Below are 20,148 nucleotides of genomic sequence, written 5' to 3'. Positions count from 1 at the left end.
TCGCGGAGCGCTCAGACGTGGCGGACGGCCAGCTCCCGGTAGGTCGGGACGAGCGCGCGGCGGGCCGGCGCCCGCCGCACCACGGTCCAGGGTCGCCCGGCCGCGGTGACGGTCTGCAGCGCCGCGCCCAGCTCCGCGCGGGCCAGCGGGGCGCCCAGGCAGAGGTGGCGGCCCGCGCCGAACCAGAGCTGGCGGTTGTCGGGCAGGTAGGGGCGGTCGAGGTCGAAGCCGCCGGGAGCGGTGTTCGCCGTCCAGGTCAGGAGAACGACCCGCTCGCCGGCGCGCAGCCGCCGCCCGGCCACCGTGACGTCGCGGCGCACCGACCGCCCGATCACCGGGGCGGGCGTGGTGACGCGCAGGCCCTCGCGGACGGCGTCGGGCAGCGCGGCCGGGTCGGCGAGCAGGCGGTGCTGGGCGCCGGTGTCGTGCAGCAGCGCGACCGTCCGCCCCATCGCCGACGCCGCGGTCTCCGTGCCCGCCACCATGAGCAGCGCCGACAGCCCGGTCGTCTCCCGCAGCCCGAGGCCGAGCTCGCGGCAGCGGCCCAGCAGCGTCTCCGGCCCCGCGTGCGCCCACGCGTCGGGGACGCCGCGGGTGAGGTCGTCGACGATCGCCTTCGCCCCGGCCACCGCGGCCGGGGTCAGCGTGGTGTCGGCGGCGCTGCCCAGGGCCGTCGCGGCCAGGCGCTCGCCGGTGGCGAACAGCGCGCGGGCGCGGTCGTCGTCGAGGCCGCCCAGGCCGAGCAGCGACGCGAGCATGCGCCCGACCAGCACGCGGGCGAGGTCGGCGACGTCGACCACCTCCCCGGCCGCGAGCGCCTCCCGCGCCCGCTCCAACCGTTGCGACCACGCGCCGCGCACCAGCGCCGTGGCCGTCGCCTCGGTGAACAGGTCGCGCGCGCGGGACCGCAGGTCGTGGTGGCCGGCGCCGTCGAACAGGTCGTACACCCAGTCGCCCAGCACCTGCGCCCACAGGTGCCCGACGCCGCCCTCGCCGAGCAGGGTGAACGAGCGGTGGTCGGTGAGCACCTCGCGGGCGACCAGCGGGTCGGCGCTGACCCAGCCCAGCCGCGGCACGCGCCGGATCGGGACGGCCACGCGCCCGCCCAGCAGCAGCGCGGCCAGAGCGGGTCGGGCGGCGAGCAGCAGCCGCCACTCGTGCCGCGTCGCGGCGTCGGGGTGCATCCGGGCATCCTCGCGGCCGCTGCACGGACCGGTCCCGGCGGGCTAAGCTGGTGCGACGCGTCCCGGTGTCGGCAGGTGGGCCCAGAAGGCGGCCCAGGCATCAGGGCGCGTTCGTCGTGCGGTCGCGAGGGCGCGGCGCACGAGGACCGACGATCGAGGAACGGGTGAGACCAGGTGCCGAGCGGCAGGGTCAAGTGGTACGACGCCGGCAAGGGATTCGGTTTCCTCGCCCAGGACGGCGGCGAGGACGTCTACGTCCGCAAGGCGGCGCTGCCCGCCGGGGTGGAGGCCCTCAAGCCGGGCCAGCGCGTCGAGTTCGGGATGGCGGAGGGCCGGCGCGGCCCGCAGGCGCTGCAGGTGAAGCTGGTGGACTCCCCGCCGTCGGTGGCGGAGGCGACGCGCCGCCCCGCCGAGGACCTGCACAGCCTGATCGAGGACATGATCCGGCTGCTGGACACCAAGGTGCAGCCCGACCTGCGGCGCGGCCGCTACCCCGAGCGGAAGACGGCGAAGCTGGCGGCCGAGGTCGTCCGCGCGGTGGCGCGCGACCTCGACGGCTCCTGATCCCTACCCGGCGACGGTCAGCACCCAGCTCGACCGGATCGGGAACACGACCTCGCCGGTGGTCTCGTCGATCTCCGGGGGCGGCCCGTACTGCTGCACCTGCGCGGTGAGCAGGCGGGCGTCCGCGGGGAGCTCCAGCGCGTAGGACTCCTGCGCCTGCGGGGCGAACACCGTGGTGCGCTCGTCGACCTGCTCGCCCGCGCCGTCGCGGTAGGTGAACACGATCTGCCACGGCGTCTCCGACACCGCCGGCGGCACGGTGACCAGTAGCGGCGTGCCCGGCGGCACCGGCAGCGTGACGGGGGCCGTGGCGTCGTTCGTGCAGGTCACGAAGTCGTCCTCGCAGTACTGCGTGGGCCCGGCGACGGCGCTCTGCGCGCCCGCGGCGAACGTGACGTCCGGCGGCCCCCCGGCGCCGCAGGCGACCAGCAGCGGGGCGGCGAGGACCAGCGGGACGAGTCGGCGGAGCACGGGCCCACCCTACGGACGGGTGCGGGCCGGCTCCGACCGCGGCGCCAGGAACGGCAGGATGCTGTGCCCGCGCGCGATGAGCGCGGTCTGCACGCCGCCCAGCGCCACGACGGCGGCCGCGACGACGAACCCGAACCCGTAGGTGTCGTGGGGCAGCAGCACGCCCATCGCGCCGCCGAACACCCAGGCCAGCTGCAGCACCGTCTCCGAGCGCCCGAACGCCGACGCCCGCGACTCCTCGGGCAGGTCGCGCTGGATCACCGCGTCGAGGCAGACCTTGGCGAGGGCGCTGCACGTGGACGCCACCAGCGCGACGACCGCCGCCGTCGCGATCCCCGGCAGCACCGCCGCCACCACGGCCGCGGCGACGGCCACCGCGATGCAGGAGACGATCACGGTGTCGGCGCGGCCGAAGCGCTGGCGCGACCCGGCGGCGTTGCCGGTGAACGACCCGATCCCGGCCGCCGCGCCCACGATACCGATGAGGAACAGCTGCCGCGCCGGGTCGTCGCCCGCCTGGGCCCGCACCGTGAAGGCGACGAACAGCGTGAGGAACCCGGTGAGCACGCGCATCGAGCCGTTGCCCCACAGCGCCACGACGACGCCGCGGCTGACCGACCGGCGCGGCCCCCGCACGGTGCTGCGCAGGGAGGCGGGCACCTCGCCGGCCGTCGACTCCACCCAGCGCGGGATCCGCAGGCACAGCAGCATCCCGGCCACGGCGAGGCCGGCGGTGAAGAACAGCGCCCCCGGCGAGCCGAACAGCGCGGCGATGCCCGCGGCGATGCCCCCGAACACGCCGCCGGAGACGAGCCCGAACGTCGTGATCCGCGAGTTCGTGGTGGCCAGGGTGATGGTCGCGGGCAGCACCCGCGGCGTGACGGCCGCCTTGAGCACCTGGAACGACTTGCTCAGCACCATCACGCCGAGCGCGGCGGGGTAGAGGCCCCAGTTGTCGTAGTTGAGCGCCATGACGACGGCCAGCACCGCGCGCCCGCCGAACGACACCGCGAGCGCGGCGCGGCGGCCGCGCTGCAGGCGGTCGAGCAGCGGCCCGATCACGGGGGCGACGACGGCGAACGGGGCCACGGTGATGGCCAGGTAGAGCGCGACGTTGGTGACGCTCTCCGCCTTCGCGGCGGCGAAGAACAGCGTGTTGGCCAGCGCGACGGCCACCGCGGCGTCGACGGCGTAGGTCATCATCGTGGCGTAGGTGAGCGCCGTGAGCCCGGAGCGGTCCGCCCCGTCGGCGGAGGCGGCGCGGTGGAACGCGCGGATGCCGTTGCCGGTGATCTGGCGGCTGCGCAGGGCGGCCACGCGCGTGACGGTGAGCTTGCGCGGCATCCGGACCGTCGTCGGCGCCTCGGCCTTTTCCGTCAGGGGCTCCTCGGCCACCGGCGGCGGCCCGGCCTCGGTCCAGCGCACGTCCTCGCGGGCGTCCGGCGGCGTGGACGAGACCCAGGTCTGCGACGCCGGGGCGGGCGGCGGCGACCACGTCGGGGGCGGCGGCGGGGTGCGGCGGTGCAGCGCGGGGTCGTAGTCGGGGTCGTCGTGCCAGGGGTAGCGGCGGCGGGGCGCGTAGCGGCCGGCGGGGTCGGCCCCGGGGGCCGGGAACGGCGCCGTGGGGCGCGGCGCCGCCGCCGGAGGCCGGGAGGGCGTGCCGCGGCGGCGGAGGAAGGAGAACCCGGAGCGCGCCACGCGCTCATTCTGACGCATCGAGGGCCGCCGGCGGCGCATCAACCGGCGGGGACCAGCCGCACCCGGAAGGTCGTGGGCCAGAGCTTGCCCGTGAGCAGCAGCTCGCCGCCGCCGGCGTCGGCGATGCCGTTGAGGACGTCGGTGCCGGCGCGCTGTCCGGGGTCGAGCAGGCCGGTGGCGTCGACGACGGCGGTGACCCGCCCGTCGGCCGGGTCGACCCGCACGATCCGGTCGGTCCGCCAGACGTTCGCGTACACCTGCCCGTCGACGCACTCGAGCTCGTTGAGCTGCGACACCGGCACCCCGTCCTGCGCGACGTCGACGGACCCGGTCTCGGCGAACGTCACCGGGTCGTGGAAGCGCAGGCGGGACGTGCCGTCGGAGCGGACCAGCCGCCCGTCGTCGCCGGTGCACAGGCCCCAGCCCTCGCCGGCGAGCGGCACCTCGCGGATCCGCGTCAGCGACGCGCGGTCCCACTCGTAGGCGACGCCGTCCTGCCAGGTGAGCTGCCAGATGCGGTCGCCGACGACGGTGATGCCCTCGCCGAACACGTCGTCGGGCAGCGGCGCGGAGCGCAGGACGGCCCCGGTCGACGGGTCCAGCTCGCGCAGCTGCGACGCGCCGACGAGCCCGGTGCCCTCGTAGAGGACGCCGTCGGCGATCTCGAAGCCCTGCGTGAAGGCCGTCGGGTCGTGCGGGACCTCCGCGACCACCTCGGGCCGCAGCACCGGCACCGCTCCGGGCCCGGGCGACGCCGCGGCGCAGCCCGCCATCGCCAGCACCGCCGCGCAGACGAGCGCGCGCCCGAGGGTCGTGCACGGCCCGAGGCTCATGGACGGCAGGGTGGCACAATCACGGCGGTGAGCGCCGAACCCACCACTCCCGCCCGGCTCGTTCACGCCGTCGAGCTCGCCAGGGCCGCCGCCGTCGAGGACGCCACCGCCGACCTGGGCCGCGCGAGCGCCGAGAACGCCGTCGGCGAGCACCTCGAGGCCGTCGTCGAGGACCCGGGCACGCTCACCCACTACTTCGCCGCCGAGCACGGCGGCTACCGGGGCTGGCGCTGGTCGGTCACCGTCGCCTCCGGGCCGGAGGGCGAGCCCGACGAGGGCCCGATCACCGTGTGCGAGGTCGTGCTCCTGCCCGGCCCCGACGCCGTCGTCGCTCCCGCGTGGGTGCCGTGGCACGAGCGGATCCGCCCGGGCGACCTGGGCGTCGGCGACCTGCTCCCCGCGCCCGACGACGACGAGCGCCTCGTGCCCGGCTACCTGGGGCCCGACGACGGCTCGCTCGGCAGCGAGATCGTGGTCGAGGTCGGGCTGGGCCGCACCAAGGTGCTCTCGCGCGCGGGCCGCGACGCCGCCGCCGACCGCTGGTACGACGGGCCGCACGGCCCCGGCGCCGACATGGCGAAGGCCGCCCCCGGCTCCTGCGGCACCTGCGGGTTCTACCTGTCGCTGGCCGGGTCGATGGGCGGCGCGTTCGGCGTGTGCGGCAACGAGTACGCGCCCGCCGACGGCGCCGTCGTCGCCGTCGGGTTCGGCTGCGGCGCGCACTCCGACGTCGCCGCCCCGGCGGCGTCGCCGGTGGCGGTCGCCGAGCTCGTCTACGACGACGGGGTCGACCTGGAGCCGGTGCCCTCGCCCTCGTGACCGACCCGTCCGGCGCCGACCCCTTCGGCACCGATGCTCTCCGGGCGGCGGTCCTCGACGCCTGGGCCTCCTCGCCCACCCGCTTCCGGGAGGACGCGAACGCCGAGGAGGACCTGCGCCTGGGCGGCTACGCCGACGCGTGGTTCGTCGAGCTGGCCCAGAACGCCGCCGACGCCGCCCGCGCGGCGGGCGTCCCCGGCCGGATCGCCGTGTCGCTCGTCGACGGTGAGCTGCGCGTCGCCAACACCGGCGCCCCGCTGGACGCGGCCGGGGTCGCCGCGCTCGCGTCGCTGCGGGCGTCGGCCAAGCGCGACGCCGACGCGGTCGGCCGGTTCGGCGTCGGGTTCGCAGCGGTCCTCGCCGTCACCGACGCGCCGCGGGTCGTGTCGACGACGGGCGGTGTCGCGTTCTCCGCGTCGCGCACCGCGGACGCGGTCGCCGACCTGCCGGGCGCGGCCGCCGAGCTCGCGCGGCGCGACGAGCCGCCGGTGCTGCGCCTGGTCTGGGCCGTCGACGGGACGCCGGAGGCCGGGTTCGACACCGAGGTCCGGATGCCGCTGCGGCCCGGGCTCGATCCCGCGGCGCTGCTGGCCCGCGCCCGCGCCGACGCCCCCGACCTGCTGCTCGCGCTGCCCGACCTGCACGAGGTCGCCGTCGACGGGGAGGTGCTGCGCCGCTCGTCCGACGGGCCCGAGACGGTGGTCGCGGGACGGCGCTGGCGGCTCGCTCGGCGCTCCGGGCGCCTCGACGCGCCGGCCGACCGGGCCGCCGAGCAGCGCGGGCGCCTCGACTGGTCGGCGACCTGGGCGCTCCCCCTCGACGGTGCCCTGGGCGAGGACGGTGCCCTGGGCGAGGACGAGGTCCTCCACGCGCCCACCGCCACCGGCGAGCGCCTCGGGCTGCCCGCGCGGCTGGTCGCGACCGTGCCGATGGAGCCCGACCGGCGTCGCGCGCGCACCGGTCCGGGCACCGACGCCGTGCTGGCCGGGGCCGTCGACGCCTACCTCGACCTGGTCCGCGCCACCCCGCCGGCCGAGCGGGCCGCGCTCGTCCCCGTGCCCGGGTTCCCCCGCTCCGTGCTCGACGGGCGGCTGCGCGAGCTCGTCGTCGACGCCCTGCGGACGACGGCGTGGCTGCCCGGCGCCGACGGCTCCGAGCTGGTGCCCGCCCGCGCGCGGTGGCTCGACCTCCCCGGCTCCGAGGAGGTCGTCGCGCTGCTCGGGTTCGCCGACCTGGCCGCGGCTCCGCCGCCCGCGGCGCTGGAGGTGGAGCGGCTGTCCCCGGCCGGGCTGGTGGAGCGGCTCGGCGGGGTGTCGCGGCCGCCGTCGTGGTGGCGCGGGCTGTACGCGGCGCTCGCGCCCCTGGTGGGCGTCGTCCCGGGCCTGGCCGACGACCTGCGCGCGCTGCCCGTGCCGCTCGCCGACGGCCGCGTCGCACACGGGCCGCCGACCGTCCTGCTGCCCGCGGGCGCCGAGTTCGCCGTGCCGCTGCCGGGCCTGCACCTCGCGCACCCCGACGCGGTGCACCCCCTGCTCGTGCGTCTGGGCGCGCAGGAGGCCGACGCCCGCGCGCTGCTGGAGCACCCGGCGCTCCTCGCGGCCGTCGAGGGCTCTCTCGACGACGCCGACGCGGGGCTCGACGTCCGCCCGCTCGCGGAGGCGGTGCTCGCGCTGGTGGAGCGGGTCGGCAGCGCCCCCGACGGCTACGGCGCGCTCGCGCTGCCCGCCGACGACGGCCTCCCGGCCCGCGCCGACGAGCTGATGCTGCCCGACGCCGCGCTCGCCCCGCTGCTCGGCGACGACCCGCCCCTCGGCGTCGTCGACGCGCCGTGGGCCGACCGGGCCGCGCTCGTCGCCGTCGGGGTGGTGGACGGGTTCGCCGTCGTCGTCGACGAGGAGCCGACCGGTCCCGACCACGACCTCGACGACGAGGAGCGCTGGTGGGACGCGCAGCCGGAGCCGCCGCGGCGGCTGGTGGCGGTGCGCGACCTCGACCTCGTCGCCGACGGGGCCTGGCCCGCCGCCCTCGCCCTGCTCGCCGCCGGGCGCGAGACCCGTGAGGCGCTGCGGGAGGGCTACACGCTCTGGTGGCTGGCCCGCCACGCGCGGCTCGACGGACGACGGCCCGACCACTGGCGGCTGCCCACGGCGACGACCATCGCGGCCCTCTACGACCCGTGCGCGGCAACCGTGGCCCCAGCCACGATCGCCGCTCACGGGCTGGAGGACGTCTGGCGGGCCGTCGGCGTGCGGGCCGACCTCACCGTCGCCGACGCCCGCGGCGCCGCCGACCTCCTCGACCGCCTCGCCGACCCCGCCCGCCACCCCGACGTCGCGCTGGTGGCCGAGGCCCACATCGCCCTGACCGACGCCGTCGCCGCCGGGCGCGTGGACCCGGCCGACCTCGACGCCCCCGAGCGCGTGCGGGCGCTCGACGGCTCGGTCGTGTCCGTCGACGTCGCCGTGGTCCTCGATGCGCCGTGGCCCGCCTCGGTCCTCCCGGCGGGCGAGCTCGTGGCGGGCGGTGACCCCGGACTGCTGGCCGATCTCCTCGACCTCCCGCTCGCCACCGACGTCGTCGCCGGCGCCGTCGAGGGGACGGGGAGCGCCGTGCCGTGGACCGACGTCGCCGAGGTCGTCGTGGCCTGCCACACGCTCGGCGTCGCCGTCCCGGAGGGCTCGGTGATCCGCCACGACGAGCTGCGGGTCGACGTCACGCGGCCCGTCACCGGCCGGTTCCGCGTCCCCGTCTGGCCCGACGGCGCCGGCGGGTGGCACGCCGAGGATCCCCTGCGTGCGCTGCTCGCCCTGCTTGCCGAGTGAAGGACACGTGCTACACAGAGGTGTGACTCTCCACCGCCGGCCCCGTCGCGTCAGTGTGCTGTCCGTGCACACCTCGCCGCTGGAGCAACCGGGCACGGGCGACGCGGGCGGCATGAACGTCTACATCGTCGAGACCGCGCGGCGGATGGCCGAGCGGGGCGTCGAGGTGGAGGTCTTCACGCGCGCCACGTCGTCGGAGCACCCGCCGGTGGCCGAGCTCGCACCCGGCGTCCTCGTGCGCCACATCGCAGCCGGCCCGTTCGAGGGGCTGGGCAAGAACGACCTGCCCAGCCAGCTCTGCGCGTTCACCGCGGGCGTCCTGCGCACCGAGGCCCACCACGACCCGGGCCACTACGACGTCGTGCACTCCCACTACTGGCTCTCCGGCCAGGTCGGCTGGCTCGCCCGCGACCGCTGGGGCGTGCCGCTCGTGCACAGCGCGCACACGCTCGCTCGCGTCAAGAACGCCGCGCTGGCCGCGGGCGACGAGCCCGAGCCGATGGTGCGGGTGATCGGCGAGGACCAGGTCGTCGCCGAGGCCGACCGGCTGATCGGCAACACCGAGTCCGAGGCCCGCGAGCTCGTCGAGCTCTACGGCGCCGACCCCGGCCGCGTCGTCACGATCCCACCGGGCGTCGACCTCGACCGGTTCGTCCCCGGCGACCGTGCCTCCGCCCGCCGCGCGCTGGGCATCGCCCCCGACGCCGTCGTGCTCGCGTTCGTCGGGCGCATCCAGCCGCTCAAGGCCCCCGACGTGCTGCTGCGCGCGGCCGCCGAGATGCTGCGCCGCGACCCGGGCCTGCGCGAGCGGCTCGTCGTCCTCGTGGCGGGCGGTCCGTCGGGCAGCGGGCTGGCCGAGCCGACGTCGCTGCAGCAGCTGGGCGCGAGCCTGGGCATCACCGACGTGCTCCGGTTCCTGCCGCCGCAGCGCGGCACCGGCCTCGTCGACGTCTACCGCTCGGCCGACCTCGTCGCCGTCCCGAGTCACAACGAGTCGTTCGGGCTCGTTGCGCTGGAGGCGCAGGCGTGCGGCACGCCGGTCGTGGCCGCGCGCGTCGGCGGGCTCCCGGTCGCCGTCGCCGACGGGCGCTCCGGGCTGCTCGTGCCCGGTCACGGCTCCGGGCAGTGGGCCGACGCGCTGCGCGACGCACTGCAGCGCCGCGACGTCCTCGGCGCCGCCGCGGTGGGCCACGCGCGCCGCTTCTCCTGGGACCGCACCACCGAGTCGCTGCTCGACACCTACACGGGTGCGGCCGCCGAGTTCGCCGAGCGCCAGGGGGTGCCGGCGGGGATGATCGCGCTGTGACGCCCGAGATCCCGAAGCCGCCCGAGATCCCGAACAGCCCCGGCAGCGACACCGACGCCGTCATCGCCGCCGCGCTGGCGGACCTCGACGTCGACCACCACCGCCGCGAGCCGGGCCAGTTCCTCGTCACCCTCCCCGGCACCGCCCGTCTGCAGACGCACTGCTGGCTCGTCGTCCGCGACCACGCCGTGTTCGTGCAGGCGTTCGTGTGCCGGCGCCCGGACGAGGAGTTCGAGAACGTCTACCGGTTCCTGCTGCAGCGCAACGCCCGGCTCTACGGCGTGCACTACACGCTCGACCGGATCGGCGACATCCACCTCACCGGCCGCATCGCCCTGCACGCGGTCACGCCCGACGAGATCGACCGCGTGCTCGGGCAGGTCCTCGAGGCCGCCGACGGCGACTTCAACACCCTCCTGGAACTGGGTTTCGCGAGCTCCATCCGCCGCGAGCACGCCTGGCGCTCCGAGCGCGGCGAGTCCACCGCTAACCTCCAGGCCTTCGAGCACCTGTTCCGCTAGCGCTCCCACTCCCCAGGAGACACCATGACCACCACCGCACGGCGGGCCGTCCCCGCCACCACCTGGGCGCTGCGCGTCACGGCGGTGCTGTCCACCCTGGGGGTGCTGTACCAGGGCGTCACCGCGGGCGGTGTGGTCAACTCGGTGAGCGGGGCCTACGGGTCGCACCAGACGGGCGCGATCGTGCTGCACGTCCTCACCGGCCTCATGGTGGTCGCCGCGGCCCTGGACCGGCGCCTCGCCCGCGGTCCCGTCGCCCCGGCCGTGCTGTCCTTCGTCGTCTTCGCGGCCACGTTCGTGGAGGCCACGCTCGGCGAGGACACGACGCTCTGGGTGCACGTGCCGCTGGCCATGCTGATCACCGCGGCGACCGCGGTGGTCCTGGTCGGCTCCTGGCGCCGCACCGCCTGAGGCCCGTCACCCGATCGTGACCCGGCCCGGCCAACGCGCGGGGGCCGGTCCGCCGTCCCTGCCGTGACATCCCCGGAGCGACCGGGGGCACGAGGAGGCGGTGGCGGTGGCGCTCTGGCGGCGGTGGACGACCCGGCGGACGGGACTGGTGCTCGGCGCGGTCGTCGTGGGGCTGGTCCTGCTGGGATCGGTGGTGGTGGCGGTGGGTGGTGCGGACGGCGGGTCGTCGTCCTCGCCGTCCTCGCCGTACGACACCGCGGAGCCCGCGATCGGGCGCAGCACGGAGGAGTACGCCGGGTCGGCCGACGCCGCCTCACCGCTCGTGGCCCCGGCGGCGCCCGCGCCGGACGGCGTCACGGGGGCGGGCTCGCAGGGCGTCCCGGTCGGGTCGGCGCAGCGCTCGCTGGTACGGACCGCGCAGGTCACCGTCGAGGTGGGCGACGCGGCGACCGGCGTGCGGGACGTGCGCGCGGCCGCGGCCGCCGCGGGCGGGTTCGTCGCGGAGGAGAGCGCGGGCGACCGCGGCGGCTGGGTGGTGCTGCGCGTCCCGGCCGACGCGCTGGACGCCGTGCTCGACCGGGTCGCCGCGGTCGGGACGGTCACCGACCGCTCCTCGTCGGTCGTCGACGCGACGGAGGAGGTCGTCGACCTCGACGCCCGCGTCGCCAGCCAGCAGGCGAGCGTCGCGCGCGTCCGGGCCCTGCTCGCCGAGGCGACCTCGATCGGCGACGTCGTGGCCATCGAGTCCGAGCTCGCGCGCCGGGAGGCCGACCTCGACTCGCTGACCGGGCGGCTGGCGGCGCTGCGCGACCAGGTCGCGTTCTCGACGGTCACCGTCGACCTGCGCGTCCCGTGGACCGGCGACGACGACCCGACGCCCGCGGCCGCCGGCTTCGGCCCCGGCCTCGCGGCCGGGTGGGAGGGGCTGCTCGCGCTCGGCACGGCCACCGGCACCGTGGTCGGGTTCCTGCTGCCGTTCCTGCCGGTGGTCGCGCTGCTCGCGGGACTGGTGTGGCTGGTGGTGCGACGGCGCCGCCGGACGGCCCAGGCGGCGTAACGCCTGGTGGGGGATTTGCGACAGGGAAATGACGTCCGGGGGGCGTCGCTCGCGACGACGGGAGCAGGGGCCGTGACCGATATGCAGCAGAGGTACCAGGGGGCGGTGCCGCCCCAGCGCGGACCGCGCGAGGGCCACGGGCCGCCGTACCCACCGTCGCAGCCGTTCGCCCAGGCGGCCCCGCCGGTGCAGACCCGCACGAAGACGATCATCATCCCACCGCGCGACGGCCGCGCGGTCACCGCGCTGCGCGTCACCGCCTACGTGCTCACGTCGGTGGCCAGCCTGCTGTTCATCGCCGTCGTCGTCTACGGGGCGGTGCAGCTCAACCGGGCGCAGGCCGCGCTGGAGCAGCTGGGCACGTCGATCCCGTCGTTCGAGGTGCCGCCCACGCCCGACGTGGTGCTGCCGCCCGGCTGAGCGCGGGGCGGCGCGGAGTGGCCCGCGCCCGGGAGGGGGAGTCGGAGTCGGGCCACCCCGCGTGGTGCCGCCCTGGAGGGCCGCGCGGTCGGGGGCACCGCGGGCCACAGGGCACCGGGCGGCGCGGGGGCACCGCCCGTACGGTCCGGACAGGTGGGGGGCCCGTCCGTCCGACGCCGTCACGATGACAGCGAGTGACGATCAAGGCAACCCTTCCGGGTTGCCCAGTTGGTGTCGCCTCCGGCCGGTCTAGAGTTGGACGCCCGTCGGAGCAGGTCCGCACGGGCGTGCCCGAGGGAGTGCAGCAATGCCCGTTCGCAGCCCGTTCCCGGACGTCGAGATCCCCGAGGTCCCGCTGTTCGACTTCCTGTTCTCCGACTTCGGCGGCCGTGATGCCGAGCCCGCGCTGACCGACGGCTCGTCCGGTGCGTCGATCTCCTTCGCCGAGCTGCGCGGGATGACCGAGCGGATCGCGGCGGCCCTGACCGAGCGGGGCATCGTCAAGGGCGACGTCGTCGGCATCTTCTCGCCCAACACCCCGTACTACGCGGCGGTGTTCCACGGCATCCTGCGCGCCAACGCGATCGTCACCAGCGCCAACTCCCTCTACACCCCCGGCGAGCTCGCCCACCAGCTCACGGACTCCGGCGCGAAGCTGCTGTTCACGGCGTCGCCGTTCCTGGAGCGCGCGGCCGCCGCCGTCGAGCAGGCCGGGCTGCCCGCCGACTCGATCATCGTGCTCGACGGTGCCGAGGGCTACGCCTCGCTGCGCGACCTGCTCGCGAGCACCGCCGAGGTGCCCGCGGCCGACGTCGTCCCGACCGACACCGCGGTGCTGCCCTACTCCTCGGGCACCACGGGCCTGGCCAAGGGCGTGATCCTCACGCACCGCAACCTCGTCGCGAACCTCGTGCAGATGGACGGGGTCATGAAGGTCGGCCCCGACACGCGGATCCTCGCCGTCCTGCCGTTCTTCCACATCTACGGCATGACCGTGATGATGAACCACGGCCTGCACCGCAACGCCACCGTCATCACGATGCCGAAGTTCGACCTGCCGGAGTTCCTCCGGATCGTGTCGGAGTACAAGATCCAGCGGCTCTACATCGCCCCGCCGGTGGCGGTGGCGCTGGCCAAGCACCCGATGGTCGACGAGTACGACCTCTCCTGCGTCGACGTCATCTTCTCCGGCGCGGCCCCGCTCGACGCCGAGCTCGGCAACGCGATGGGCAAACGGCTGGGCTGCACGGTCCTGCAGGGCTACGGCATGACCGAGCTGTCGCCGGTGAGCCACGCGATGCCCGACGACCGACCCGACCTCGACCTCAACTCCTCGGGCTTCGCGCTGCCCAACATCGAGTGCAAGCTGGTCGACCCGGAGACGGGCGAGGAGGTCGGCCCCGGCGGGCGCGGCGAGCTGTGGGTCAAGGGCCCCAACGTGATGGTGGGCTACCTGAACAACCCCGAGGCCACCGCCGCCACCCTGGACGACGAGGGCTACCTGCACACCGGTGACGTCGCCGAGGTGACCGAGGAGGGCGTCTTCTCGATCGTCGACCGCGTCAAGGAGCTCATCAAGTACAAGGGCTACCAGGTGCCGCCCGCCGAGCTGGAGGCGCTGCTGCTCACCCACCCGAAGATCGCCGACTCGGCCGTCATCGGGGTGAAGGACGCGGAGGGCGAGGAGGTGCCCAAGGCGTTCGTGGTGCTGCAGAGCGGTGCCGAGCTCAGTGCCGACGAGGTGATGTCGTTCGTCGCCGAGCGCATCGCGCCGCACAAGAAGGTGCGGGTCGTGGAGTTCATCGACGTCATCCCGAAGTCGGCGTCCGGGAAGATCCTGCGCAAGGACCTCCGCGCTCGGGAAGCCGCCAACGCCTGAGACGGCCGACCAGCCGGAACGAGGCGTTGACCAGCACGAACGCTCGACCACTTCCGACTCCCTCTCTGTGAGGAACCGGCGGAGTGCCGGGTGATCTGGGGTCATCCACGGGACCGGTACGGAACGCGAAGAGGCCCCGGCGTCCACAGTGGAACTATCACCGTGGACCGCCGGGGCCTCTGCCGTTCCCGCCTTCATCCGTCGAGCAGCGTCGTGATGCGGTCGTTGTAGGCCGAACGCTGCCCGTCCAGACACTTGGCGTAGACCGTCAACAGCACCTTGACGGAGTTCCCCGCGCGCTCGGCCACCTCGGTGGGCGGCACCCCCGCGGCCAACCAGCTCGACAGAGCGGCGTGGCGGAGGTCGTACGGACGACGGGCGAGCAGGGACGCCTCCTGCGATGGGCTGAGCCCGATCTGCCGGGCCTCCTCCCACACCCGGGAGTAGACCGAGCCCGGCACGTTCTCTCCCGACTCGACGCCGGAGAACAGCCGGCCGTCCCGCGTCGTCCCGAACTCCGCCAGGTGCGCGCGCAGGATCTCGACGAGCGCGGGCGGGATCGGCACCGGCCGAACCTCCTCCGCCGCGCGACGCTTCAAGGGACGCTCGTGGTGACGCTTCCCCCGCGGCGCGTAGTAGCCGGCGCTGACCTCCGAGCGCGATCCCGTGAGCACCAGCTCGCCCCAGCCCGAGGCGGGCAACGTGCAGTCCGCCTCCCGCAGCAACTGGACCTCGCCGGGCCGCAGACCGGCGTAGTAGATGCAGGCGAAGAACGCATGCAGCCGCCGACCACGGTCCCGGTCCTGGAGCCGCCGGCCCCTGACGTAGGTCACCGCTGCGAGCAGTTGGCGCGCCTGCGCCGGGTTGACCACCACGCGTGGGTCGACGATCTGCGGCCCGCTGTGGCGCACGACGTGGCGCCGACCAGTGAGCGGGTTGACGTCTATCCACCCCGACGACCGCGCGAACTCCACCGTGCGGTGCAGCACCGCCCGACGCTTGTCCCACGTCAGCGACGTCACTGAGCGCCCCGAAACGGTCTTCCCAAGCGCCGTCAACAGCTCCGAGGCCACGATGTCGTCGGCCAGGTCGGCGACCGGTCGAGACGCTCGGACCAACCAGCTCGCCGCCGCGGTCTGCGCCGCCGTCAACGGCTCACCACGACGAGGCGGCGGGAGCAGGCGAGTCGACAGCAGCCGCTGCAGAGCCGCCGGGTCGGGCGCGTGATCGAGTTGCCGGACGAACAGCGGCACGATCGCGGCCATGCTCGTCACGACGCCCTTACGCGTGTTCGGAGGTGCGCCGCTGGCCCACAACCAGTCGACGTAGCTCGTCGCCACCTCCAGGAGCGTCCGCGCGTTCCGCTTGCGCGCGAGCGACACCGGGAGCCCGCTCTGCACCTCGAACGCCTCACCCGCCCGCTGAGCCCGTTGCAGGTCCGACCGGAACGACTCCGCCAGCGCCTTGGTCGCGTACCACTCCGAGTGCTCCCGCCCCTCGGTCTTCCACCGGACGCCGTACCGACGGCGCGAGGCGTGCTTGACGACGTTCCACACGCTCACGCGGTAGGTGGTCGGCCGCTCGCTCATGCCGCCCGTCCCGGCGCATCCCGCAGGCCCTCCAGCCAGTCGAGCAGGTCGCCCCGCCGCACCCGGAGGTGCCCATTGGGCAGACGGAAGCAGGGCGGAGCGGTCCGCTTCTCCCGCCACTCGTAGAAGGTGTCCCGGGAGACGCCCCCGAGCAGTTCGAGCACCTGCCGCACGCTCAGCAGCTCGTCACGGTCGATCGCCTTCACGCCGCTACCTCCTCGGTTGCCGAACGCTCGTCGGGCAGGTCGCCGGCCAGGGCTTGGGCGGCGGTGTAGTCGGCCTTCCAGCGTTGTCGCTGGGAGATCGCGTGCAGCAGCAGCGCCGGTCTCGTCGGGACATCCGGGTCGCCGGGCCGGGTCTTCTCCCACTCGAACGGCCCGTCATCCACGGCGTAGCCCGGACGGACACCGGCGTTGTGGAGGAGTTGCCGAACGAACGCGGCCCGTTCGGCCTGGTGGTCGTCGAGGGTCTTGCCCGACCACTTGCGGGAGACGAGGACGCGGCGGCCGCCGATGCCGAGGTGCTCGGGCCGGTGGGCTTTGCCCTTGCACTGTCCGGGGACGGCGGTGTGTCGGACCTTCTTGGGCTGGACGCCGTAGAGCAGCCAGATCGGGCACTGCGGTGAGCATGGGGTGCGGTCGAGTTCGGCGACGAGGCGGCGGCGGTGCTCGCGTTGCCGAGCGGTCGGGTCCTCGACGAGCCCGGCGGCCTGGGAGACGGACTTGGTGAGGTACTTGGTCAGGTAGCCGATGTGGCGCCCGGCTTCTTCGGTGCCGCCGAGGATGCCCTTGACGTGCACCTGGGCCCCGAAGGTCACCGTGTGCCCGGGGGACAGCAGCACCTCCGGGTCGGTGGCCTCCTCCCACGTGGGCAGCTCGGCGCCGGTGTAGGGGTCGACGAAGCCGTGCGCGTCGTCGTTCCATACGGGTACGTGGTCGCCGCGGTAGATCTGCTGGTCATGCTGGGGCCACCACACCTGGTGGTAGGTCGCGGCGGTGATCGCCCGCAGCTCGGCGCGGGGGATCGTGCCGCGGATGGCGGCGTGGAAGTGGGGCGCCCCGCGTTTCTGGGGTTCGATGGTGCCGAAGTACTGCACCTCCCACCCGACGCAGCGCCGGGTGTTCTGCCAGAACCGATCGACGATCTTGGGAAAGTGGATCGCGTCGCGGGCAGCGCGGCGGTAGTCGTAGCCGTCCGGGTCGAGCGCAGCTCCGTCCCCGTCCACCCGACCGTAGCTGTCGAGGGTGAGCGTGAGGAATGTCGAGGGCCGGTACTTGCCGCCGAACACCTGCCCGAGCGTCCGCTTCTCCACCGGCCGCCTTGGCAGGTTGGGTGCGTCCTGGCGGCGCCGGGTCGAGCGCTTCACCGCGGGCCGCTCGGGCGGATCAAGCGGTTCCAACCGGCCCGTCACGCCGGCCCGGCGCAGCTCGTCGTCGAGGACGGCGACGGTGTCGCGGATCGCTTCCCGCTCGGTCTCGTCGGCCTCTTCCTGGTAGACGGCGTGCAGATCCGCCCGCACGGCCAACAGGTCCTTCTGCGTGTCGGTGGGCGTGGGCCGGTCGGGGATGGGTTCGTGCTCGAGGTGCCAGCCCTCCCGGCACTGGGTCATCCGGGTGCGGCGGCACTTGTCCGCGCACGGCTTGCAGATGTCGTCCCGGCGCGACCCGCAGGGGACCGGGACGACGTCGACCCGCCCGGTGGTGAGGTCGAGCCGGCGCATGGCCAGGGGGCGGACGCAGACGCCGTGGTCTTCGGCGAGCTGGTGCGCGACGTCCCCGGACAGGGACATCAGGGCCTTCTGCGCGCGGGTGAGCTGGTCGTAGTCGACCATCCCCGCCCCCATGCCCGCCGCGGTGTCGGTGGTGGTCATGCCTGGCCTCCGATCGGTTGCAGCGCTGGAACGGGTGCGGCGAACGGTCCGCCCTGCGCGGGGTTGGCCAGCGGTGGTGAGGCGGGGGAGTGGACGAAGTGCTCCAGGTCCTTGATGACGTGGTCGGGCACCCACGCCGACCGGACGCGCAGGGGTTCGCGGATGCCTTCGCCGAACAGGTAGCCGATCCCGGGTTCGTGCTCGCCAATGCGGTTGGCCCAGGCCCCGCGGTCGTAGGCGTGCTCGCCCAGCACCATCGAGACGTGGCTCTTGGAGGCGACGCGTAGGCAGATGCGGCGCGGGAACAGCTCGCGCACTGGGACGGTGTCCTTGGTCGGTTCCTGGACGTAGCCGCGGACGGAGTAGCCGAGCGCGCGGCCTTGGGTGGTCAGGAGAGCGACCCGTTCCACGATCGCTTCTCGGGTCTTGCGGTCGCCGACGTAGCGGACCAGGGCGCCGATCTCGTCGAACTCGACCAGCTCCAACGGGTGCTCGTGGCTGATCGGGACGACGCGCTTGTGGGTGGAGAACTGCTCCTTGCGGGCGGTCATGCCGTCGATCAGGTCGTCGAGCAGCGCGAGGGCGTCCTTGCTGGTGGAGGCGTAGCGGTGGAACACCCGGCGCCCGTAGGCCAGCTCCATGCCCTTGGGGTCGATGCCAGAGACGCGGACGAGTCCGTCGCGGATGGCGGGGGCCATGGAGATGATCGGCGCCCAGGTGAAGGAGTTCTTGCCCGCCCCGGTGGAGCCGGCGACGAGGGTGTGGCTGCCTTCGATGGCCTGGAACCAGTCGGTGCCGTACTCGCTGCGTCCGGACCACACCCGGCGGAAGTCGACGTGTTCCCCGCGCACCCAGGTCAGGTTGCCCAGGTAGTGGCACGGCACGACCGAGGCGAGGCGGTCGTGGCGCTGGAAGTCGATCGACACCAGGTTCGGGCCGAGCTCGCGCACCTGGCACCGCGCGACACCGCGGGCGACGGCGAGCGAGCGGGCGGCGAGGTCGAAGTCCTCCGGGGTCTGCCCCGGCACCAGCTGCACCCGCACTTCGTCCCATGACCCGCCCGAGCGGACCCCGACCACGCGCGGTGTCCGGCCCGCGCCGGGCTTCACCTTCGGCTGCACCGCGGACCGGCGGAACGGGTTCACCTGCACATGCACGCCGGGATCGCGATCGGCCACCGTCAGGCCACAGGCGCGGAGCCAGCCCGGCATCTTCCGGGCGTAGAGCACCCACCGCAGCCACCAGGCCCGCAGGTGTCGACCGGCCCAGGGCTCGAAGGAGTCGCGGCCAAGCTGCCACCACCCGACCAAGCCGAGCCCGATGACCGCGGCGGTGATGGCGAGCGAGGGCCAGCCCAGCAGGTAGCACCAGGCCGCCGCGACGGCGGTGCTGACACTGGTCCGCCAGTGCTTCACGACTTGGCGTCCTGCCCACCAGACGCCCTTGACGATCAGCCAGAGCGTCACGAACACGACGGCGATCGCGGCCAGGGCTTCCAGGAGCTGGGTCAGCCAGCGCCCGACCTTGTGCAGCACCCACAGCCCACCCCCGGCGACGAGGGCGACCACGACGATCTGCGCGGTGTTCATCAGGCCACCTCCCCAGCGACAGGGGCGGACCAGCGCTGGTGCGCGGCCTGCCGGGTGACGCCGAGCCGGGAGGCGATCTCGCCCCAGGAGTAACCGGCCTCTCGGAGCCCGGTGACGGCGTCGCTGATGGCGGCGTCAAGTTCCGCGGAGAGGGCGGCGAGGTCGGGCAGAGCGTCGACGTCACCGGCAGCGATCCGACGCCCAGCCGCTCGGATGATCCGGCCTCCGAACGCGGCGAACTCGGAATTCTCCACCACCCGCGGCGACCGTCCGCCCGTCAAGGCCGCGTTGACACGGGACCGGGTCCGGGCGCTCACGCGGCCACCGCCCCAGTCGGATCAACCAGCGAGTGCTGCCCGGCGAACAGGGCCGTTCGCTCGTCGGGAGTCAGGCCGGCGGTGATGCCCCATCGCCGGGCCGGGCTCTCGGCGGCCATGACGTCGGCGAGGCAGGCTCTCCGCACCGGGCAGGTGGCGCAGACCCGGCGGGCCGCGATGACGGCCGGCCCCGTGGGGGTCAGGTCGAGCGGATAGAAGGTCTCCGGGCCGACGACGGTGCAGGCTGCGAGCCGGCGCCAGCTCGAAGCGGCGGTGGTCGGGGCGGTCATGCCGACACCCCCAGCTCGGCCCAGTTGGACAGCGCACCGGCGGCATCGGAGGTGGGGCGGAGGTCGGCGCGGGCGCGCCAGTCCGCGGCGGTGTCGCGCCAGAACCGAGCCCGCTCCTGCTGCCTGTGCCCGGCCGCCAAGGCCGCCTTCCCGTGTAGCCGGTCGAACCCGGCGCGGTACGTCCAGAGGGCCAGCACCCGCCACCACGCCGCCCGCCGGGCACAAAGCCGGGCCAGCGCCAGAGCGCGGTCGGCGTGCTCGACGTTGCTGGTGTGCGGCATCCGGGCCGCGGCGTCGTAGGCGTCGTCCAGCTCGGCCAGGGCGGTGACGACGTGGGTCGGGATCTCCGGGACGACTCGCGTTGCCGCCGGGTCAGTGGGTGGGGCGATCAAGGGTGCGCGCATCTAAGGTCGGTGTCCTTCCGGGACTCGGTTCCTTGCCAGGGGTTGGGCTCGTGGAAGGTCAGGAGGGGAGCCCGGTTGCCGCCGCGGCTCCCCTCCGCCATACA

20 protein-coding genes are annotated in these 20,148 nt (G+C 74.9%); 9 read left to right on the top strand and 11 right to left on the bottom strand.

What is annotated here, in order from left to right; all coding sequences use genetic code 11:
• Nucleotides 1-11: 11 nt before the first annotated feature.
• Nucleotides 12-1,184 (bottom strand): cytochrome P450, encoded by a 1,173-nt coding sequence (locus I4I82_RS11210; protein ID WP_218593053.1) that lies wholly within the window; start codon nt 1,182-1,184, stop codon nt 12-14.
• Between the two features lie 174 nt (nt 1,185-1,358).
• Here I4I82_RS11210 and I4I82_RS11205 point away from each other — a divergent pair, with 174 nt between their 5' ends.
• The gene (locus tag I4I82_RS11205; RefSeq protein WP_218593054.1) at nt 1,359-1,748 is read left to right on the top strand and encodes a cold-shock protein; all 390 of its coding nucleotides are present in this window, start codon (nt 1,359-1,361) and stop codon (nt 1,746-1,748) included.
• Nucleotides 1,749-1,751: 3 nt separating this feature from the next.
• Here the strand turns inward: I4I82_RS11205 and I4I82_RS11200 are convergent, their stop codons facing one another.
• Genes I4I82_RS11200 through I4I82_RS11190 form a run of 3 tightly spaced genes read right to left on the bottom strand, consistent with a single transcriptional unit; the run spans nt 1,752 to nt 4,750 of the window.
• On the bottom strand, nt 1,752-2,219 hold the full coding sequence (locus tag I4I82_RS11200; RefSeq protein ID WP_218593055.1) for a DUF2771 family protein: 468 nt from the start codon (nt 2,217-2,219) through the stop codon (nt 1,752-1,754).
• 9 nt (nt 2,220-2,228) lie between these two features.
• Entirely contained in the window at nt 2,229-3,917 is a 1,689-nt protein-coding gene (locus I4I82_RS11195) for an MFS transporter (protein WP_226369989.1), read from the bottom strand.
• Between the two features lie 38 nt (nt 3,918-3,955).
• Nucleotides 3,956-4,750: a glutaminyl-peptide cyclotransferase gene (locus I4I82_RS11190; protein WP_218590049.1), complete on the bottom strand. Its 795-nt coding sequence runs from the start codon at nt 4,748-4,750 to the stop codon at nt 3,956-3,958.
• A 27-nt stretch (nt 4,751-4,777) separates the two neighbouring features.
• On the opposite strand from I4I82_RS11190, the gene I4I82_RS11185 reads away from it, so the two are divergent.
• The 8 genes from I4I82_RS11185 (at nt 4,778) to I4I82_RS11150 (ending at nt 13,985) form a co-directional block, all read left to right on the top strand.
• Nucleotides 4,778-5,569, top strand: coding sequence for a DUF3027 domain-containing protein (locus tag I4I82_RS11185; RefSeq protein WP_226369988.1), 792 nt, complete (start codon nt 4,778-4,780; stop codon nt 5,567-5,569).
• Nucleotides 5,566-8,391, top strand: a complete 2,826-nt coding sequence (locus I4I82_RS11180) for a sacsin N-terminal ATP-binding-like domain-containing protein (protein ID WP_218590048.1) — start codon at nt 5,566-5,568, stop codon at nt 8,389-8,391. The genes I4I82_RS11185 and I4I82_RS11180 overlap by 4 nt, the downstream gene beginning before the upstream one ends.
• 7 nt (nt 8,392-8,398) lie before the next feature.
• Nucleotides 8,399-9,697, top strand: coding sequence for a D-inositol-3-phosphate glycosyltransferase (mshA, locus tag I4I82_RS11175; protein ID WP_218590047.1), 1,299 nt, complete (start codon nt 8,399-8,401; stop codon nt 9,695-9,697).
• The gene (locus tag I4I82_RS11170) at nt 9,694-10,218 is read left to right on the top strand and encodes a type III secretion system chaperone family protein (protein WP_372451362.1); all 525 of its coding nucleotides are present in this window, start codon (nt 9,694-9,696) and stop codon (nt 10,216-10,218) included. The genes mshA and I4I82_RS11170 overlap by 4 nt, the downstream gene beginning before the upstream one ends.
• Before the next feature lie 24 nt (nt 10,219-10,242).
• A complete protein-coding gene (locus tag I4I82_RS11165) occupies nt 10,243-10,629 on the top strand; it encodes a hypothetical protein (protein ID WP_218590046.1) in 387 nt (128 codons plus the stop codon).
• Between the two features lie 106 nt (nt 10,630-10,735).
• Nucleotides 10,736-11,686, top strand: a complete 951-nt coding sequence (locus I4I82_RS11160) for a DUF4349 domain-containing protein (RefSeq protein WP_218590045.1) — start codon at nt 10,736-10,738, stop codon at nt 11,684-11,686.
• A 72-nt stretch (nt 11,687-11,758) separates the two neighbouring features.
• Nucleotides 11,759-12,106: a hypothetical protein gene (locus I4I82_RS11155; RefSeq protein ID WP_218590044.1), complete on the top strand. Its 348-nt coding sequence runs from the start codon at nt 11,759-11,761 to the stop codon at nt 12,104-12,106.
• Between the two features lie 307 nt (nt 12,107-12,413).
• Complete coding sequence (locus tag I4I82_RS11150) at nt 12,414-13,985, top strand: 4-coumarate--CoA ligase family protein (RefSeq protein WP_218590043.1); 1,572 nt, start codon at nt 12,414-12,416, stop codon at nt 13,983-13,985.
• A gap of 194 nt (nt 13,986-14,179) precedes the next feature.
• Here the strand turns inward: I4I82_RS11150 and I4I82_RS11145 are convergent, their stop codons facing one another.
• The 7 genes from I4I82_RS11145 to I4I82_RS11115 are packed head-to-tail and all read right to left on the bottom strand — an operon-like array spanning nt 14,180 to nt 20,044.
• Nucleotides 14,180-15,574, bottom strand: a complete 1,395-nt coding sequence (locus I4I82_RS11145; RefSeq protein WP_218595681.1) for a tyrosine-type recombinase/integrase — start codon at nt 15,572-15,574, stop codon at nt 14,180-14,182.
• On the bottom strand, nt 15,571-15,780 hold the full coding sequence (locus I4I82_RS11140; RefSeq protein WP_308112777.1) for a helix-turn-helix transcriptional regulator: 210 nt from the start codon (nt 15,778-15,780) through the stop codon (nt 15,571-15,573). Before I4I82_RS11140 ends, I4I82_RS11145 begins: the two co-directional genes overlap by 4 nt.
• Nucleotides 15,777-17,444 carry a replication initiator gene (locus I4I82_RS11135; RefSeq protein ID WP_225920571.1) on the bottom strand — a complete coding sequence of 556 codons (1,668 nt, stop codon included), beginning with the start codon at nt 17,442-17,444 and terminating at the stop codon, nt 15,777-15,779. Before I4I82_RS11135 ends, I4I82_RS11140 begins: the two co-directional genes overlap by 4 nt.
• A complete protein-coding gene (locus I4I82_RS11130; RefSeq protein ID WP_218590041.1) occupies nt 17,441-19,033 on the bottom strand; it encodes an FtsK/SpoIIIE domain-containing protein in 1,593 nt (530 codons plus the stop codon). The genes I4I82_RS11135 and I4I82_RS11130 overlap by 4 nt, the downstream gene beginning before the upstream one ends.
• On the bottom strand, nt 19,033-19,290 hold the full coding sequence (locus I4I82_RS11125; protein ID WP_218590040.1) for a helix-turn-helix domain-containing protein: 258 nt from the start codon (nt 19,288-19,290) through the stop codon (nt 19,033-19,035). Before I4I82_RS11125 ends, I4I82_RS11130 begins: the two co-directional genes overlap by 1 nt.
• 56 nt (nt 19,291-19,346) lie before the next feature.
• Nucleotides 19,347-19,640, bottom strand: a complete 294-nt coding sequence (locus tag I4I82_RS11120) for a WhiB family transcriptional regulator (protein ID WP_218590039.1) — start codon at nt 19,638-19,640, stop codon at nt 19,347-19,349.
• Nucleotides 19,637-20,044: a hypothetical protein gene (locus I4I82_RS11115; protein ID WP_218590038.1), complete on the bottom strand. Its 408-nt coding sequence runs from the start codon at nt 20,042-20,044 to the stop codon at nt 19,637-19,639. Before I4I82_RS11115 ends, I4I82_RS11120 begins: the two co-directional genes overlap by 4 nt.
• Nucleotides 20,045-20,148 lie beyond the last annotated feature (104 nt).

Origin of the sequence: Pseudonocardia oceani, from assembly GCF_019263585.2 — a bacterium.
GTDB classification, from domain to species: domain Bacteria; phylum Actinomycetota; class Actinomycetes; order Mycobacteriales; family Pseudonocardiaceae; genus Pseudonocardia; species Pseudonocardia oceani.
This window is presented reverse-complemented; position numbering and strand designations above follow the sequence as displayed.